At 67.9% G+C, this 16863-nt stretch carries 12 protein-coding genes and 4 pseudogenes; 9 read left to right on the forward strand and 7 right to left on the reverse strand.

The features are described 5' to 3' along the window. Positions 1-90: 90 nt before the first annotated feature. Positions 91-1175: pseudogene (locus tag SALPAC6_RS26520) on the forward strand (IS630 family transposase). Here the strand turns inward: SALPAC6_RS26520 and SALPAC6_RS0121600 are convergent. The 3 genes and pseudogenes from SALPAC6_RS0121600 to SALPAC6_RS26525 all read right to left on the reverse strand — a co-directional run bounded on the left by SALPAC6_RS0121600 (position 1172) and on the right by SALPAC6_RS26525 (position 4143). Then, complete coding sequence (locus SALPAC6_RS0121600; protein WP_018255400.1) at positions 1172-2332, reverse strand: RNA polymerase sigma factor; 1161 nt, start codon at positions 2330-2332, stop codon at positions 1172-1174. The pseudogene SALPAC6_RS26520 and the gene SALPAC6_RS0121600 sit on opposite strands and share 4 nt — an antisense overlap. 56 nt (positions 2333-2388) lie before the next feature. Further along, a complete protein-coding gene (locus tag SALPAC6_RS0121605) occupies positions 2389-2733 on the reverse strand; it encodes a YciI family protein (protein WP_018255401.1) in 345 nt (114 codons plus the stop codon). Between the two features lie 322 nt (positions 2734-3055). Then, positions 3056-4143: pseudogene (locus tag SALPAC6_RS26525) on the reverse strand (IS630 family transposase). Positions 4144-4539: 396 nt separating this feature from the next. On the opposite strand from SALPAC6_RS26525, the pseudogene SALPAC6_RS31080 reads away from it, so the two are divergent. The 3 genes and pseudogenes from SALPAC6_RS31080 to SALPAC6_RS0121620 form a co-directional block, all read left to right on the forward strand. Beyond that, positions 4540-4787: pseudogene (locus tag SALPAC6_RS31080) on the forward strand (helix-turn-helix domain-containing protein); the annotation flags it as partial. Positions 4788-4840: 53 nt separating this feature from the next. Continuing rightward, entirely contained in the window at positions 4841-6199 is a 1359-nt protein-coding gene (locus SALPAC6_RS0121615; protein ID WP_018255403.1) for an MBL fold metallo-hydrolase, read from the forward strand. A 72-nt stretch (positions 6200-6271) separates the two neighbouring features. Further along, entirely contained in the window at positions 6272-7477 is a 1206-nt protein-coding gene (locus SALPAC6_RS0121620) for an NAD(P)/FAD-dependent oxidoreductase (protein ID WP_018255404.1), read from the forward strand. A 40-nt stretch (positions 7478-7517) separates the two neighbouring features. On the opposite strand, the gene SALPAC6_RS0121625 is transcribed toward SALPAC6_RS0121620, so the two are convergent. Continuing rightward, positions 7518-8660: a HAMP domain-containing sensor histidine kinase gene (locus SALPAC6_RS0121625; RefSeq protein WP_020493615.1), complete on the reverse strand. Its 1143-nt coding sequence runs from the start codon at positions 8658-8660 to the stop codon at positions 7518-7520. Between the two features lie 99 nt (positions 8661-8759). On the opposite strand from SALPAC6_RS0121625, the gene csb2 reads away from it, so the two are divergent. Beyond that, positions 8760-10070 (forward strand): type I-G CRISPR-associated protein Csb2, encoded by a 1311-nt coding sequence (csb2, locus tag SALPAC6_RS0121630; protein ID WP_018255406.1) that lies wholly within the window; start codon positions 8760-8762, stop codon positions 10068-10070. 94 nt (positions 10071-10164) lie between these two features. Next, positions 10165-10578, forward strand: a complete 414-nt coding sequence (locus tag SALPAC6_RS0121635; protein ID WP_026189946.1) for a hypothetical protein — start codon at positions 10165-10167, stop codon at positions 10576-10578. A 143-nt stretch (positions 10579-10721) separates the two neighbouring features. On the opposite strand, the gene SALPAC6_RS0121640 is transcribed toward SALPAC6_RS0121635, so the two are convergent. Then, entirely contained in the window at positions 10722-11219 is a 498-nt protein-coding gene (locus SALPAC6_RS0121640) for a YcxB family protein (protein ID WP_018255407.1), read from the reverse strand. Between the two features lie 156 nt (positions 11220-11375). Between SALPAC6_RS0121640 and SALPAC6_RS0121645 the strand changes: the two genes are divergently transcribed. Further along, entirely contained in the window at positions 11376-12269 is an 894-nt protein-coding gene (locus SALPAC6_RS0121645) for an IS982 family transposase (protein ID WP_018255408.1), read from the forward strand. A gap of 541 nt (positions 12270-12810) precedes the next feature. Here SALPAC6_RS0121645 and SALPAC6_RS31350 read toward each other — a convergent pair. After that, positions 12811-13076: pseudogene (locus SALPAC6_RS31350) on the reverse strand (cobalamin biosynthesis protein CobW); the annotation flags it as partial. Positions 13077-13495: 419 nt separating this feature from the next. Here SALPAC6_RS31350 and SALPAC6_RS0121650 point away from each other — a divergent pair. After that, positions 13496-14212, forward strand: coding sequence for a response regulator transcription factor (locus SALPAC6_RS0121650; RefSeq protein WP_018255409.1), 717 nt, complete (start codon positions 13496-13498; stop codon positions 14210-14212). An 11-nt stretch (positions 14213-14223) separates the two neighbouring features. Then, entirely contained in the window at positions 14224-15597 is a 1374-nt protein-coding gene (locus tag SALPAC6_RS0121655) for a HAMP domain-containing histidine kinase (protein WP_018255410.1), read from the forward strand. Between the two features lie 88 nt (positions 15598-15685). Here the strand turns inward: SALPAC6_RS0121655 and SALPAC6_RS0121660 are convergent, their stop codons facing one another. Continuing rightward, complete coding sequence (locus tag SALPAC6_RS0121660; RefSeq protein WP_026189947.1) at positions 15686-16858, reverse strand: acyltransferase family protein; 1173 nt, start codon at positions 16856-16858, stop codon at positions 15686-15688. Between the last annotated feature and the right edge of the window lie 5 nt (positions 16859-16863).

The raw sequence follows: 16863 nt of genomic DNA on the forward strand, positions 1-16863 counted from the left end.
GCCGGGACCGGCGGTAGTTTCGGTCGGATCTTAGCCCGTCAGACTAGTGTCCTGCGCCGGGAATTCGTTGATTAATTGTAGGATTGGTGGGTGGCGCGTAGAGGTCGGCCGGTGGTTGTGGTGACGTTGACCGATGAGGAACGCGCGACGTTGGTGCGTTGGTCACGGCGGGCCAAGTCGTCGCAAGCCCTGGCTCAGCGGTGTCGGATCGTGTTGGGCTGCGCGGAAGGCAAGTCCAATCAGGATGTTGCTGCGGAGTGGGGGATCTGGCCGTAGACGGTGGGCAAGTGGCGTAACCGGTTCGTGGCCCGCCGGTTGGAGGGTCTGGTTGACCAGCCCCGGCCGGGCGCACCACGCACGATCGGTGATGAGCAGGTCGAGCAGGTCGTGGTTGCTACCTGGAGCGCACGCCGACCGACGCCACGCACTGGTCGCGGGCGTCGATGGCGGCCGAGTCTGGGCTGTCGCGCTCGACGGTGGGCCGGATCTGGAAGGCCTTCGGCCTTCAGCCCCACCGGGTAGAGACGTTCAAGCTGTCAAACGACCCGCAGTTCAAGGTCCGCGACGTGGTCGGGTTGTACCTGGACCCGCCGGAGCGTGCGCTGGTGCTGTGCGTGGACGAGAGGTCCCAGATTCAGGCCCTCGACAGATCGGCGCCGGTGCTGCCGATGATGCCCGGCCTACCTGAGCGGCGCACCCACGACCACGTCCGGCACGGCATCACCACCCTGTTCGCCGCGCTCGACGTGGCCACCGGCCAGGTGATCACCTCAGTGCATCGCCGAGACCGGGCTGTGGAATTCAAGAAGTTCCTGGCCAAGCTGGACAACGAAGTCCCCGCCGACCTCGACGTACATCTGGTCTGCGACAACTACAGCACCCACAAACACCCCACTGTGAAGCGTTGGCTCGCCGCGCATCCCCGGTTCCACATGCACGTCACCCCCACCTACTCGTCCTGGCTCAATCGGGTCGAACGGTGGTTCGGGCTGCTGACCGACACGCGACTGCGCCGCGCCACGCACACCTGCCTACGGGCCCTGGAGAACGACCTACGCGCCTGGACCGCAGCATGGAACGACGACCCCAAACCGTTCATCTGGACCAAGACCGCCGACGAGATCCTCGACCGGCTCGCCTTACATCTTCAACGAATTCCCGGCGCAGGACACTAGCGGCTGACCTCGTCCAGACGGCGTCGAAGGAACACTCGTTCGGCTGCGTTGTCGGTCAGCTCCAGCGCCTGCCGGTACTCTGCCGCCGCCTCGGTGTGCCGGCCCAGCCGCCGCAGCAGGTCGGCCCGAGTCGCCGGCAGGTACCGGTAACCGGCGAGCCGGCCGTCGGTGTCCAGCGCCTCGATGGTTGCCAGGGCGGCGGTCGGTCCGTCCGCCATGGACACAGCGACCGCCCGGTTCAGGGCCACCACCGGTGACGTCCAGACCGTCAGCAGCACGTCGTACAGGCCGACGATCTGGCGCCAGTCGGTGTCTTCGTAGGTGGGTGCCTCGGCGTGCAGCGCCGCGATGGCCGCCTGCAGCGCGAAACGGCCGGCCCCGCCGCGCAGTGCGCCCGGGACCAGCGCCGCGCCCTCGGCGATCACGGTCCGGTCCCACCGGCCGCGGTCTTGCTCGGCGAGGAGAAGCAGCCGCCCGTCGGTAGCCGTTCGGGTCGCCCGGCGGGCGTCGGTGAGCAGCAGCAGGGCCAGCAGCCCGCGTACCTCCCGCTCATCAGGCATGAGCGTCCGCAGCATCCGGGCCAGGTCGAACGCCTTCTCCACCAGGTCCACCCGCACCAGCCGGTCGCCGGCCGGGGCGGTGTGCCCGGTGGTGTAGAGCAGGTGCACCACGGTCAGTACCGCGTCCAGCCGGTCCGGCAGCTCCTCGGGAGCCGGCGCGCGGTAGGCGATCCGGGCCGCGGCGATCTTCTTCTTGGCCCGGGTGACCCGGGCCGCCATCGTCGCCTCGGAGATCAAAAACGCATGAGCAATCTCGGCTGTGGTGAGCCCGCAGACCAGCCGGAGCGTGAGCGCGACCTGTGCCTCCCGGGCGAGGGCCGGGTGGCAGCAGGTGAAGAGCAGGCGCAGCCGGTCATCGGTGATGTCCTCCACCGTGGACTCCTCGGGTTCGACCAGCAGCGGCAGCTTGGCGCGCAGGGTGCGCTCGCGGCGGCGGCCGTCGAGGGCCCGCCGCCGTGCGGTCGTCGTCAGCCAAGCGCCGGGGTTGTCCGGGACGCCGTCGTGCAGCCAGGCGTCGAGCGCGATCACGTACGCGTCCTGCACGCACTCCTCGGCGAGGTCGAGGTCGCCGGTGACGCGCACCGTCGCGGCGAGCACGAAAGCCCACTCGCGACGGTGCGTATCGGCGACAGCTCGCGCGATATCCGTCTTGTTCAGCCGTCTACCTCCATGATCGGGCGGAGTTCCACGCCGCCGGTGCCGGCGGGGCAGAGCTTGGCCAACGCGATGGCGTGGTCGAGGTCACGGGCCTCGACCACGTAGTAGGCGCCGAGGGCCTCTTTTGTCTCGACGAACGGGCCGTCGGTGACGACGTCGCCACGGACCGTCGTGGCAGTGCTGGTCGGCTGGAGCGCCTCCCCACCGAGGATCTTGCCCCCTTGTTCAGGCACCTGCCGGGTGAACCGCTCGTGCTCGACCATCGTGGCCTGCCACTGCTCCTCGCTGGCGTTCTCCCACACCTGCTCGGACTCGTAGATCAAGATTAGGTACTTGGCCATGAAATCCTCCTCTAGCTGCTGATTCTGGTCCGACAACCTTCCGACGAATGGCAGGACGCGGTTTTCGACAGCGGCCCGGATCTTTTCCGGACCTGTTCTTACGTCCGTCAGCTGGCGAGGGCGCGGTTCGGCGAAGTGCTGGACACCCCCTGTCACGCCGTGTGCCGTGGCGGTGGTCGCTCACGCCGGACAACCCTATCCGCGGTGTCGCTGGCCGCGCTGCCACAGCTCGGCCAGCCCGCGATGGTACCGGCGGCCGATGCTGCACCGGCGGCCCGACCGGTCCTCGCCATCGCTCGCTGCTGGTGCTCCAGTCCCCGAACTAGTGTGCTGAGTCGTTAATTCGTGGGCGGTATGCGGCGATGGTTTCGAGGATGTCGTCAGCTGTCTTGGTCCAGACGAAGGGCTTGGGGTCGGCGTTCCATGCCTCGATCCAGGCGGTTACGTCGGCTTCCAGGTCGGCGACGCTGCGGTGGGCTGACCGACGGAGTTTGGGGTTGGTCAGTTCGGCGAACCAGCGTTCGACGAGGTTGAGCCACGACGAGTAGGTCGAGGTGAAGTGCAGGTGGAAGCGGGGGTGTGTGAGTAGCCACTGCTGGATGGTGGGCGTCTTGTGGGTGGCGTAGTTGTCCAGGGCGAGATGGAGCGCCAACTCGGGCGGGGTCGCCCGGTCGATGGTGCGCAGGAAACGCAGGAACTCCTGGTGGCGGTGTTTACGCTGCGTCTGGCCGATGACCTTGTCAGTGGCCACGTCGAGCGCGGCCAACAGGCTGGTGGTGCCGTGGCGGACGTAGTCGTGGGTCACCCGGCCCGGCACGGCAGGCATCATCGGCAGCATCGGCGCGGTCCGGTCGAGAGCCTGCATCTGTGACTTTTCGTCCACGGCGAAGACCATGGCGGCCTCCGGCGGGTTCAGACACAACCCGACGATGTCGTGGACCTTGTCCACGAACAGCGGGCCTGGTCGACAGTTTCCCACTGTCGACCAGGTGCGGCTTGAGCCCGAACGCCCGCCAGATCCGTGAGACCGTAGTCTGATTCAGCCCGACCGCCTTGGCCATCGACCGGGTCGACCAGCGGCTGTCCTGATGAGACGGCCTCTTCGAGCGTCTTCGTGATCACCGCCTCGATTTGGGCGTCATTGACCTTCCGCGGCGCACCCGGACACGGTTCGTCGCGTAGCCCGTCCATCCGATCAGCCACGAACCGCTTGCGCCACTTGCCGACCGTCGGCAGCGACACCCCAACCTGACGAGACACCTCGCTGTTGGACAGTCCTTCCGCACACGCCACCACGATCCGCGCCCGCGACGCCAACGCCTGCGCCGTCTTCGGCCGCCGCGCCAGCTCCTGCAACGCCTCTCCTGGGGGTTCACCTGAGGGGGCAGGGACTGGCTCACGTTGACCCACGTCGCCCGGACTCCTGTTGTCGCAGCCCAGGACCACACGTACCCCATTTTCCGACCGGGCGGTAGCCCGTGGTGCCTGTGTTGGCACCGGTTGACCCCGGCGCGGCATCCGCTGGAGGAGGAGCCTCGACGCCGCCTCTGGCAACTGTTGACTATTCCAGCCACCGATCCTGATGTGACGTGCTCGGTGAAGAACGACCGCACCTGCTGTTCGTCCGCGACATCGCCGTCGTGTCAGTTGTCAGTAAAGGCCCTGGTCGTCGCGCGGGCAGCCTGCGGGCACATGAATATTGTTTCCGGCGTTCCTGGTTGCGCTGGGCTAAACCCTGGGTGACCCTATGGGTGCGATGTTCATGTTGTTCGATGTTTCGCTCGCGAGGAGCTGAAAGGCGGCGCCATGAGCCAGACCCCGCGGACGCTTCAGCCAGCACTGTCCGAGCGCCACTTCTTTGAAGCTGAACTGCGTCGGCGGCCCGAACGCGCGAACCTCTCGCGGGTGCGGCTGAGCGTCATGATCCGGTTCGGTGCGGACCTGGTGTGTCGCGTGGAAACGGTCGACCGGCTCCCCTCCTGTGAGTTCGCCGAGGCCTGCGACAAGGCGTTGGCGACCGGGTGCCCCGATGCGTCTGCTACCGCTGCTCGAATATCAACACCTGACGGACGGACATTCGCATCTTCGCCGAGGAGGGGTTGACCCCGTGGTGGACGTGGCAGTGGTGCAGACCAGCGAGCTCGGTGACCGCAGCTACATCGCCCACGACGGGCACGTCGCGATCGTGGTTGATCCGCAGCGTGACCTGGACCGCTTGCAGGCGGTTCTCAACGAGCGCGGGCTGCGCTGCGCGATGGTGCTGGAGACGCACATCCACAACGACTACGTCTCCGGCGGCCTGCAACTGGCGCATCAGCACAACGCGCCGTACGCGGTCAATGCCGCCGACGAGGTGGCGTTCGAGCGGCACGGCGTCGCTGACGGTGACGAACTGTCGGTGGGAGGCATGCGAGTGCGGGTGGTTGCGACCCCGGGACACACCGATACTCACCTGGCCTTCGTGATTAGCGGTGGCCCCGGGCCGGCGGCAGTATTCACCGGCGGCTGCCTGCTCTACGGCAGCGTTGGGCGCACCGACCTGGTCGACCCGGCCCGCACGGAGGAACTGACCCGGGCCCAGTATCGCTCGGCACACCGCCTCGTCGACCTGCTCGACGACGACGCCCGGATCTTTCCGACCCACGGATTCGGCAGCTTCTGCTCCGCCGGATCCAGATCCGGCGGCGAGGACAGCACCGTCGGGCAGGAGAAAACCCGCAACGACGCGTTCACCGCCGCGAACGAGGACACATTCGTGGCGCAGCTGGTCGCCGGTCTCACCGCCTACCCGGCCTACTACGCGTACATGGGTACCCGTAACCGTGCTGGCGCCGGACCTGTCGACCTGTCCGCACCGCAGCAGGTCAGTCCGACCGAACTGCGGGAACGGATCAGCGCCGGGGAGTGGGTGGTCGATCTGCGCGACCGTACCGCGTACGCCGCCGAGCACCTCGTCGGCACCATCAGTATCGCCCTGAGCCAGCAGTTCGCCACGTACCTCGGCTGGCTCATTCCCTGGGGCACGCCGCTCACCCTGATCGGTGAGACCCCGCAGCAGATCACCGACGCGCAACGCCAACTCGTGCGCATCGGCATCGACCGGCCGGACGGCGCTGCCACGGGCAAGCCGCGCGACCTGGCCGACGGCGTGGCCACCCGCAGCTACCGGCGGATCACCTTCGCTGGACTCGCCGCAGCCCAGCAGGCCGGGGAGGCCCTGACCCTGCTGGACGTGCGGCGCGCCGACGAACGCGCCCTTGGCGCGATTCCCGGCTCGGTGCACATCCCGCTGCACTGCCTGCTGGATCGGCTCGGTGACGTTCCACCCGGCCCGCTTGCGGTGCACTGCGTCAGCGGGTTCCGGGCCGGCATCGCCGCCAGCCTGCTCGACCGTGCCGGCCACGACGTCGTCCACATCGACGACGAGTACGCCGTCGCTGTCACCTCCGGTCAGGCCACCGGCTGAACATTCTGACCGACCCATGCCGCCGAGGGAGCGCCACCCCGCCGACGGCCTCACCCACACGGAGGCACCGTCATGACCGCACCGGCCGTTCACCATCGCATCCTCATCGTCGGCGGCGGCAGCGCCGGCATCGATGTCGCCGCCCGGCTCCGCCGGGCGAGAGTCCCCGACATCGGCCTCATCGATCCCGCAGAAACCCACTACTACCAGCCGCTGTGGACCTTGGTCGGTGGCGGATGCGCCAAGGCTAAGGAGAGCGCCCGCCCGCAGGCGTCGGTCATGCCGAAGGGCATCGCCTGGATCAAGGACGCCGCGCACACCATCGACCCGGACCAGCAGACGGTCACCACCGCCGGTGGGATCCGGGTCCGCTACGACCATCTCGTCGTGTGCCCCGGCATCCAACTCGACTGGGACAAGATCCCCGGTATGGCGGCGGCCATGGACACTCCGATGGTATCCAGCAACTACACGTATGCCACGGCGCCGAAGACGTGGGAACTGATCCGAAACCTGCGCTCCGGGACCGCGGTGTTTACCATGCCCGTCGGGCCGATCAAATGTGCCGGCGCCCCACAGAAGATCGCTTACCTGGCCGCGGACCACTGGCGTCGACAAGGCGTTCTCAAGGATATCCGGGTCGTGCTCGTGCTGCCCACCCCAACCATGTTCGGCGTCCAGGTCTTCGCCGATGAACTCGAGCGCGTCGCCGCCCGGTACGGCATCGAGGTCCACAAGAACAGCGAGCTCGTCGAAGTCGACGCCGACAGTCGCCAGGCGGTGATCGCCGATCACAACAACCGCAGTGGACAAACCATCGGCTACGACCTCATGCATGTTGTACCACCGCAGTCAGCCCCCGACTGGCTCAAGCAGACCGCCCTGGCAGACCCCGAAAGCCCAGCCGGCTACGCCCACGTCGACCGGAACACCCTGCAGCACACCCGATATCCGAACGTGTTCGCCCTCGGCGACGCCGGGTCCACTCCGAATTCCAAGACCGGTGCCGCGATCCGCAAACAGGCACCGGTGGTGGCCCGCAATCTCATCGCCACGACCAGGGGCGAGCCGCTGCCGGCGGCATATGACGGGTACGCATCCTGCCCGCTGACCACGGCCCGCAACAAGATGCTGCTCGCCGAGTTCGACTACACCATGCATCCCGCACCCAGCATTCCGTTCCTCGACACCACCCACGAACGCACCGACATGTGGTATCTCAAGCGCTACGGACTGCCGGCCCTCTACTGGAATCTCATGCTTCGCGGCCGTGCCTGAGGCCCACGGGTGGGTGGCTACCCACTGGATGGCCGTCCGGTCAGATCTGCGCCTGTCCCGCTGATGGCAGGACCACCCTGACGATCGCGCCACCGCCCGGGACGTTCTCCGCCCGTACCCGCCCACCGTGGGGGCTGACCACGGCCCGCACGATGGCGAGCCCGATCCCCGCGCCGTCGTTGTCCCGGTCCCGGGCCCTGTCGACCCGGTAGAAGCGTTCGAAGACGTGCGGGAGGTGCTGCGCCGGGATGCCGGGACCGGTGTCGGCCACCGCCAGCTCGACACTTCTGGTACCGCTGATCACCTGCACCGTGACGGTCCCGCCCTCGGGTGTGTGCCGTAGCGCGCTGTCCAGGATGTTGCCGAGCACCTGCCCCATCCGCTGCGGATCGACGTTGACCTGCGGGGAAGGGTGAAGGTCACTGCGCAGCGTCCCGCCCTTGCCGGCGAAGCGGGGCCGCACTGCGGCCACGGCGTCCCGGACCAGGTCCGCCGGGGCCGTCTTGACCGGGTGCAGGTCGAGCTGATGTGTCTCGGCGCGGGAGACCGCGGCGATGTCGTCGGCGAGGCGGTGCAGCCAGGCGGTCTGGGCCCGCAGCACCGACTGAAGGTCCTCGTCGTCGACGGCGACACCGTCCTCAGCCGCTTCGAGGTAGGCCTCGATGGTGGCGAGCGGGGTGCGCAGTTCGTGACCGAGGTCGGCGAGTAGCCGTCGCCGGGTCGTTTCGACGGTCTCCAGGCCTTCCGCCATGGTGTTGAACGAGTCGGTGAGGGTCTTGAGTTCGTTGCCGAGGCCGGGGTCGGCCATGCGGACGTCGTAGTGTCCGTAGGCGAGGCTGGCCGAGGCGTGCGCGAAGTGAGTGACCGGGTTGGCACTCCGCCGTGTCGCGTATGCGCTGGCCGCCAGCGCCGCGACCAGCGCGGCGAGGAGACCGACACCGAGCGCGAGAGCGTTCGCCGAGGCGTACGCCCGCTCAACGTGCCAGCGCGCCTCGGCGCTGACCTCGCCGCCGACCTGCCCGAGGTGCTCGTGGAAGATCCGTGGTCCGGTTCGGCTGACCGACGCCTGCGTCGGCCTGCTGGCTGGGGCTCTCGCGAACCAGACTGCGGAACCGGCGGAGCTGTTCGTCCGGTACGGCGAGGGCCACGCCCAGCGGGTACCTCCGCCGTTGCTGGTCACCACCGGCAAGGGGATGGCACGAAGACTGTGCCTTGCCGACCTCGTGGCCACCGTAGCGTCAACGAAGGTGCGGTGGAGTGGCCGCCGTCCCCATGGCGGCTCATGCGTGCCCTGGTCGCGACCTGGTACACACGCTGGCCGGACCTACCGGCTCCGGTACTGGACGGGCTGCTCGAAGCCCTCGCTGACCCTCCGTCGTACTGGACGCCACCCACGCGCGCTGCACACACCCGCCACTACCTGCCTGACCTTGACCACAAGAAGGGGGAGACAGGCGGGACGGACCTGACACTCGATCCGTACTTGTCGGTGTCGCCAGACGAGGATCTGCTGGTGCACTGGGATACGGACCTGACCGGCGAGCGGCGCCAGGTGCTGGCCAAGCTGGCCGAACTGCTGCCATACCTCGGCCGGGCCGACTCGGTTTGCGAGGCCCGGCTGCTCGAAAGCGCCCCGACGCCAGACGACACGTGGTGGCGCCCGACAGCCAACGGCCTGCAACAGATACGCCTGCTCGCCCCCGCTCGTCCGATCCGCCGGCCGATCCTCGAACTGACCACCGTAGGCATCCGCAAGCAGCGGCGTACCATGCCACCGGAGACGACGTGGCTGAGCTACGCCCGTACCTCCACCCACACGGCAACGGCCCCACCACGACAGCCGATCGGCGGCGTGCACGCGCTTCGGTTCGCCGTACTGCCACGGGCGCCGTTCAAGGCCACCCGCGCAGTGTTGCTCGCCGACGAAGTGCACCGTCAGGTCACACGCAGACTGGACGGTGGCCGTGAGGCCGTGCTCGGCCACGGCGGAGCCGCCACCGATCACCAGCACGCCCACTGGCTGCCGATCCCTGATGGCCATCACCGGGGTGCCACCGTCGGCGCCCTGCTCGTGTGGGTACCCGCGGGGCTGACACCGACCGAGGTAGCGACGATCCTCGGGGTGCGCAGCGTCTCCGGGCGGCGCAGCCGCCGCACCGAGAACGAGTACGAGGTCAAGGGCTTCCCCACCACAGATCTGCTGCTGCAAGCCGCCGGACCGGTAGCACAGGTCGCGCCAGAGCTGTGCGGGCCGGCGCGACGGTGGCGCAGCCTCACCCCATACCTGCCAGTGCGGTACCGCAAACGGGAGGCACTCGACGCGTACCTCACCACCGATGTGCATCGTGAGCTGGGCTACCGAGGACTCGGCGCGGCCGAGGTCACCCAGACCAACCCGGACGAGGGACTGTTCAACCGATGGGCGCTGGAGTTCCGCCGCTACCGCATGACCGAGAATCTCGGCAAAGCGCGCCGGGGGCTCGGCCTGCGGCTGGAGTTCCCCGACGAGGTCGCCGGGCCGCTGCTGCTCGGACAACTCAGCCACTTCGGATACGGAATCTTCGTCCCCGACGACCGCGACGACCAACCATGACAGTCCGCCCTGCCGCGTTCCGTGCCAGCGCACATCCGCAACGGCTACGGCGACTGCCCGCAGCTACTCGTCCCCTGAACCACTGAGCCGGTTGGTGGTCGCCACGACCGCCGCCGCCGATCTGGTCAACACCCTCGCCGTCATCGGCGCCGAGCTGCTGATCCGTTGCAGGACCGGCCGCCGCCTACCGGCCATCACCCGCTACCACGACGGCTCCTGGCTCTCCACGATCGGCACCGCACGGGTACGGGCTATCGACGCCCGGATCGCCCGCAAGACCAGCACCGGCACGCGCACCGGCGACTACCGGTTGATCACCACACTGCTCGACCCCCCACCAGGCCGGAGACCTGATCACGCCGTATCACCAGAGGTGGGAGATCGAGACCGCCTACCACCGACACCGTCACCGACCGGCGCAGCTACCAAGCAACCATCGCCATCAACATCGTCACCGACGAACCTTGACGAGCCGCCTACCTGCCTGACTGAACGGCGTAGCGATTAGTGCACATCGGCACACCAACGGCTCGGCAGCGGTCCAGGTCGTCGGTCCACGGCGCCGACAGATACACCCGCCGGTCGATCAGGGCGGGCCCACCAACGCCGGTGTGACACGTTCGGCTCGACGGCTCGTCCTCGAATGCGATCTCATCGGACCCGCAGCAGCCCGCGTTCGGCCAGGTAGGCGCGTAGCGTCTCGGCGTCCTCGGCAGACAGCAACCGACGGGGGATTACGGTCGCCGGCATCTGACCGACGTACAGGATCCAGAACTCGGGGGTGTCCTTCACCTGATCGACCCCGTCCCAGGCGATGCCGCTGGACTGCGAGCCGCTGCGCATCAGAATGTTGTCGTCAGTGATCTCATAGGAGCCCTCGACAGCGTAGTCACTGGACCGACGCCGGGCGCGCAGCCGGACCCATGGCCAGTACAGCATCGCCAGCAGGCCACCCATGAGCATCGTCAGCCACAGCGGCTGGATCTGGTCGCCCCACCCGAGGCCCCGCGATACGGCGAGGCCGGCCGTCCCCGCCGCTGCCAGCGCCGCGCCGAGGTATAGGTACCTGCGTAGCTGATCAATGGTGAGCGCAGCGGCCACGCGGCTCGGGTAGGCGGGATCGGCCGGGACGTCAAAACGGATGTGCACGCCAGAACGATAGTGCCCCCACAGGCCCGACGGGCAGCTGCGTGTCAGATGCCGTCCCGCATGCCGCTGCCGATGACATCAGCACCGCCTAGACGAGTAGTTCCGATGTCAGGGGTCGATGTCTGGGCATGAAGAGAGGGCATCCATGATCGTGTTGTGACGCAGGACCTGGATACCCTCTTGACCACACTGTACGTCAAAATCGACGACACCATCCGCACGCCCAGATGGCGCGGCAGACCACCACTGCTGACCGACTCCGAGTTGGTCTGCCTGGCCGTGGCGCAGGTCCTGCTCGGCGCCCGCTCAGAAGCGCACTGGATCCGCTACGCCCGCATCCACCTGGCCGGCATGTTCCCGTACCTGTCACAGCGACCGGGCTACAACAAGCGGCTACGCGCCGCGCTGCCGTTGATCAAGAAGGTGATCCGGGACGTGGCCCGGGACAGTGACTTCTGGTTCGACAACCACTGGATCGTCGACTCCACCCCCATCCCGTGCGGCATGTCCCGCCCCACCGTGCAACGCTCGGACCTGGCCGGCTGGGCCGGATACGGCTACTGCGCCTCCCACTCCCGGTTCTTCTGGGGACTACGGCTGTACCTGGTGTGCACCCCGACCGGCATGCCGATCCTGTGGGCCCTGGCCAACCCGAAGATCAGCGAACGCGAGGTCCTCACCGCGATGCTGCAGGTCGAGGCGGGCGTGGTGGCCGAACACGACGGGACCCTGCTGATCAGCGACAAAGGCTTCGCCTCCACGCCGTTCGAGCGGCAGTTGGCCGAACAGGGCATCGCCCTACTCCGACCATCGCGCAAGAAGGAGAAGGCCCGCCACGGCGAGGCGATACTCACGAAGGTCCGCCAGCTCATCGAGTCGGTCAACGACACCCTCAAAGGCCAGCTTGACCTCGAACAACACGGCGGACGGACCTTCGCCGGCGTCGCCGTCCGGGTCGCTCAACGTCTCCTGGCCATGGCCGCCGCGATCTGGCACAACAACACAACCGGCGCACCCGTCACCCGATCACTGATCGCCTACGACCACTGACCGACATTCGGAACAACTCGTCTAGCACGTCAGCGCTAGGCGCATGCGCACCGGCAGGGAGCCCGGCCGTGCCGGTGCGCGTGGCTCTCCGCGGGCTGGTGTCATCGTGGGACCGGGGAATCGGTCTACCGGTCAGCCGCGGCGAGTTGCTGGTTCGGCCGGCCCTACCAGTCGCTGATCGACATGTCCAGCGGTGCCGGTGCGCCCTCGCCGGCCCGACCAGCAGCGCAAGGGCGGTGCGGCGCTGCGTGGTGGGCGTGAGGCCCGCGACCCGAAGCTGTGCCTCCGCAACGATGGGCGTGGTCATCGGGCAGTCAGGGCCATACGCCGAGGTGGATGCTCCGGGCGGAGCCGGAACGTGGGTAAGCGTCTGATACCAGGCCCGGTCCTTGGTCTTCGACATGGTCCCAGCGCTCCTCGGGCAGGCTGACCAGCGAGTGCCCGAGGGATCCCATGGCCAGGCCGCCGCCGGCGAATTCCCAGGCGATGACGGTGGCTTGGCTGGCCAACCAGAGGTGACCGCGGGAGCCGGGGACCTCGGGCGCAGGGTGCAGGAGACGCAGCCGTGCCGCAGTTCGACCCGCTCGTCCTCGACGATGCCGGTGCCGATCACCCGCCGCACGACGCCGTCCCGGATCCCGGCCAGGTCGTGCCGGATCAGCAGCAGCGAGGTGTCCGCGGCGAGCAGCGCGCGGGCGGCAGCGAGCGTCGGCCGCCGGCCAGAACCCGGACAGCACGGTCAACGACGGGCGGGTATCGGCGTCGGCTGTCACGGCATGCGTCGGGGGCCTGTGGTGACGACGACATGGAATTCCTCTCGACTTACCGAAAACGACCGAGGTCTGCACCGGGTCACCGGCGGGCAGTGGAGGGTATTCATGGTCCTGATCGGCTGTGAGCGTGGTACCGGCCTGGGCGGCGGCGTACGGTGCCATTGCCGCCACGCACGGTGCCGGGTGTGCTCGTGGCGCAACGCTATCGACAACGTCGGGCGGCCGCCGAGTGAGTCCGAACGTGGCCAACTCCTGCAGGCCCTGGCCAGCGACGCCATTTTCGTCCGCGCCGGCCAGCGGCATGCTCGTACGGTGTTCAGGACGCGGACCCGGCGGGTGGCGTGGTCGATGACCGCAGGACGCACATTCTGGCGCCGGTCAGCGCAGGGGTGTCGAAGAAGGGGGCCTGGCGGAGTATGGCGAGGTCAGGTGAGGTGGCTCCGGTCGGACGAGATGTGGCACAGTCCGGTGGTGTCCGTGCCCACGATCCTCCTCGCCGAGGACGATCCCGCCATCCGCCGCGCTGTCGAGCAGTCCCTGCTGCTCGAGGGCTACCACGTCGTCGCCACGGGTGACGGCCTTGAGGCGATTGCCGCGATCCGCCGGGACAGCCCGGACTTACTCGTCCTGGATGTGATGATGCCCGGCCTGGACGGCCTCACGGTCTGCCGGGTCCTGCGGGCGCAGGGCGACTGGACCCCGATCCTCGTGCTCACCGCACGAACCCAGGTCTCCGACCGTGTTGCTGGGCTCGACGCCGGCGCGGACGACTACCTCGTCAAGCCCTTCGAGCCGGAGGAACTCCTGGCCAGGCTGCGTGCCCTGCTGCGCCGGGCGGCCCCGAGCATCGGCCCGGACAGCCCTGCCAGCGACGAACTGGCAGCAGCCGGGGTACGGCTCGACCTGGCAGCGCGCCGAGCATGGCGGGGTGGCGAGGAGATCATCCTGTCGCGGACGGAGTTCGACCTGCTCGAACTACTGATACGCAACTGCGGGGTGGTGCTGGACCGCACCACGATTCACGACCGCATCTGGGGCTACGACTTCGGCACTGGTTCGAAGAACCTGAGCGTCTTCATCGGCTACCTGCGGCGCAAGCTGGCCCGCCCGGGCGCACCCGAGATCATTCACACGGTCCGGGGAGTCGGGTACACGCTTCGCGAATCATGAATTTGCATGACATGACCCGACCCAGCTTGCGGCTGACCTTCTCCCTGCTGTTCGCCACGGTCGCGGCGCTGGTCGCCGTCGGTGTCGGCGCGCTGAGCTATGGTCAGGCGTCTGGGTTGATCTGGCAGGAGACCGACGACGACTTCGACCGGGCGGTGGAGGCCGTGGCGGAGCTGACGATCGATGCCGGTGACCTGACGCCGGAGGACCTGGCCGAGCTGGACGACGACTTCGGCGTTGATCTTGGTGACCTCCTCGCTGGATCCGACACGCTCATCGGCCAGATCCTCGGACCCGGAGGGCAGGTCGTTGACGAGGGTTACCCTGAGCCGCTTCCGGTGTCGGACGCGGACCGGGCGGTGGCCGCGGCCGGGGATCCGGGGCACACCCGGAGCAGCGAAGCACAGCTGGATTACACCCGGGTACGAATTATCACGGTCGCGCTCGGCGGAGGGCGTGGAGCTATTCAGGTGGCACAACAGCTCAGCGAGGTGGACGCGCTACTCACGAGCCTCAGGACCAGAATCACGGCGGTCGGCGTCGCGATCTCGCTGGCGGCCGGGGTGTGTGGCTGGTTCGTGACGACTCGGGTGACCCGTGGCCTTGTTCGACTGACCAGGGTGGCGGAGGAGGTAGCCGTCACCGGACGGCTGGATCTTCCCGTGCCTGCGGGCGGGCGAGACGAGGTCGGCCGTCTCGGCACGGCCTTCGACCGGATGCTGGGTCAGCTCGCCCAGTCCAGGGACGCCCAGCAACGACTGGTGCAGGAGGCAGGCCATGAGCTACGCACTCCACTGACCAGCATGCGGACCAACATCGCCCTGCTGCACCGGTTCGACGAACTGCCCCTGGCCGCCCGCGGTCCACTGCTGACCGACCTCACGATGGAGTCCAGGGAGTTGATCAAGCTGGTCAACGAGCTGGTGGAGCTTGCGACGGACACCCGAGAACTGGAGGCGACCGAGCCCGTTGAGCTCGCGGAGATCGCGGGAAGGGTTGCCCAGCGCTTCCGTACCCGATCCAGCCGGGAGATCACGACGCAGGCCGACGCTACCGTCGTCACCGGCCGGCCACAGGCCCTGGAACGAGCACTTACCAACCTTGTCGAGAACGCCACCAAGTTCGATTCCTCCGGGGCCCCGGTGGAGATCGTGATCCACCGGGGCCGGGTCGAGGTGAGAGACCGCGGACCGGGGATACCCGACCTACCCGAAGGGCGGCTCTTCGACCGGTTCTACCGGGCTCCCGAGGCCCAGGGCATGCGAGGCTCAGGGCTGGGCCTGGCGATCGTCCGGGATGTGGTGACCGCTCACGGCGGGACGGTGTTCGCACACAACCGCGACGGTGGGGGCTCCACGATCGGCTTCGAGCTGCCGGAGCGCTGAACCGATCACCTGCGCTCACAAGCCCAACCTCGGCCCTGACGATGCGTGGCCGGTACGTGGCCCCTTTGTGTCGTGGGCCTGCGGACTTTCACGCAGGCGCCGGGGACCGCTTCCTGCCCCCGCCCAGCAGCGAGGGACGTCTGCGGGCAGCAAGGTCCTCGACCCAACCGAACACACACGCCGCGACCAGGACCAGCGAGAACTCCACGCAGATCATGGCCACCAACTCCGGCATGGGCCATCCAGCGAACACGCCGTCCTCACTCAGCCACCACACCAGAGGCAGCAACGGGTAGTGCCAGAGGTAGATGGTCACCGCCCGGGAGTTTATCCGTTCGGCCAGCACACGGAGCGGGGCGACCCGGTCGATCAGCCCGGCGCCCGGCCGGAAGCGCAGCAACACCAAGGCGAACGCGAGTGACAGCAGCGTATTTAGCACCAGGCTGTCATAGAGGCTGAGAGAGCTGAATTCGATCTCTTGCTCGGCCCGGTAGGTCCACCACAAACCTACGGCTGTCAGCCCGGCGGCCAAGAGCATGGTGGCCCAGCCGCTGATGCGGGACAACAGATCGTCGTGGTGAGCGAATCCCAAAAGCCAGCAGGCCAGGTAGACGACGAAGCTGCTCAACAGCCCTTCCGAGCCGGTCAGCATCGAGCTCAGGATCCCCTCACCCCCGATGGCTGACAGGTCGAGGGTAACCACTCCGCACACCGCCACAGCCAGCACCGCCCAGGGACTCTGGCGGAAGATGCGCAGCAGCAGGGGCGAGAGCAGCACAAACCACAGGTACGCGCGCAGGTACCACAGCACGCCGGTGAAACCGCCACCCAGTTCGGACTCGCCGGCGGGTGGGTCACCCACCGGCAGGAGCCAGAAGAGATACCGCCACGTTGGGCGGAACGGCTCATCCGACCCGTGTAGCTCCCACCACATCAACGGCAGGGCGACCGCCGCCACCATCCACAGAGGGGGTAGTAGCCGACGCATCCTGCCCCGAATGACGGTCGTGATTCCCTTCTGGCGGTCGAGGGACGCAGCCATCATCGCTCCACCGAGCGTGAACATGATGCCCATGGATGGAAAGGCCAGCGTCATCCAGGGTGCCCCGGCGGTGTGTAGCACCACCACGCGAAGGATGGCGACGGACCGCAGGAGGTCAAGGTAGCGGTCTCGTCCCACCGCTGGCAGGGTCGAGGAGGCGGCACCGTTTGCCCCCTCATCGCCGGTCGACGGAACGGCGTTTCTCCTGGTATTGAGCAACAGAC

The organism is Salinispora mooreana (assembly GCF_000379065.1).
GTDB lineage: Bacteria > Actinomycetota > Actinomycetes > Mycobacteriales > Micromonosporaceae > Micromonospora > Micromonospora mooreana.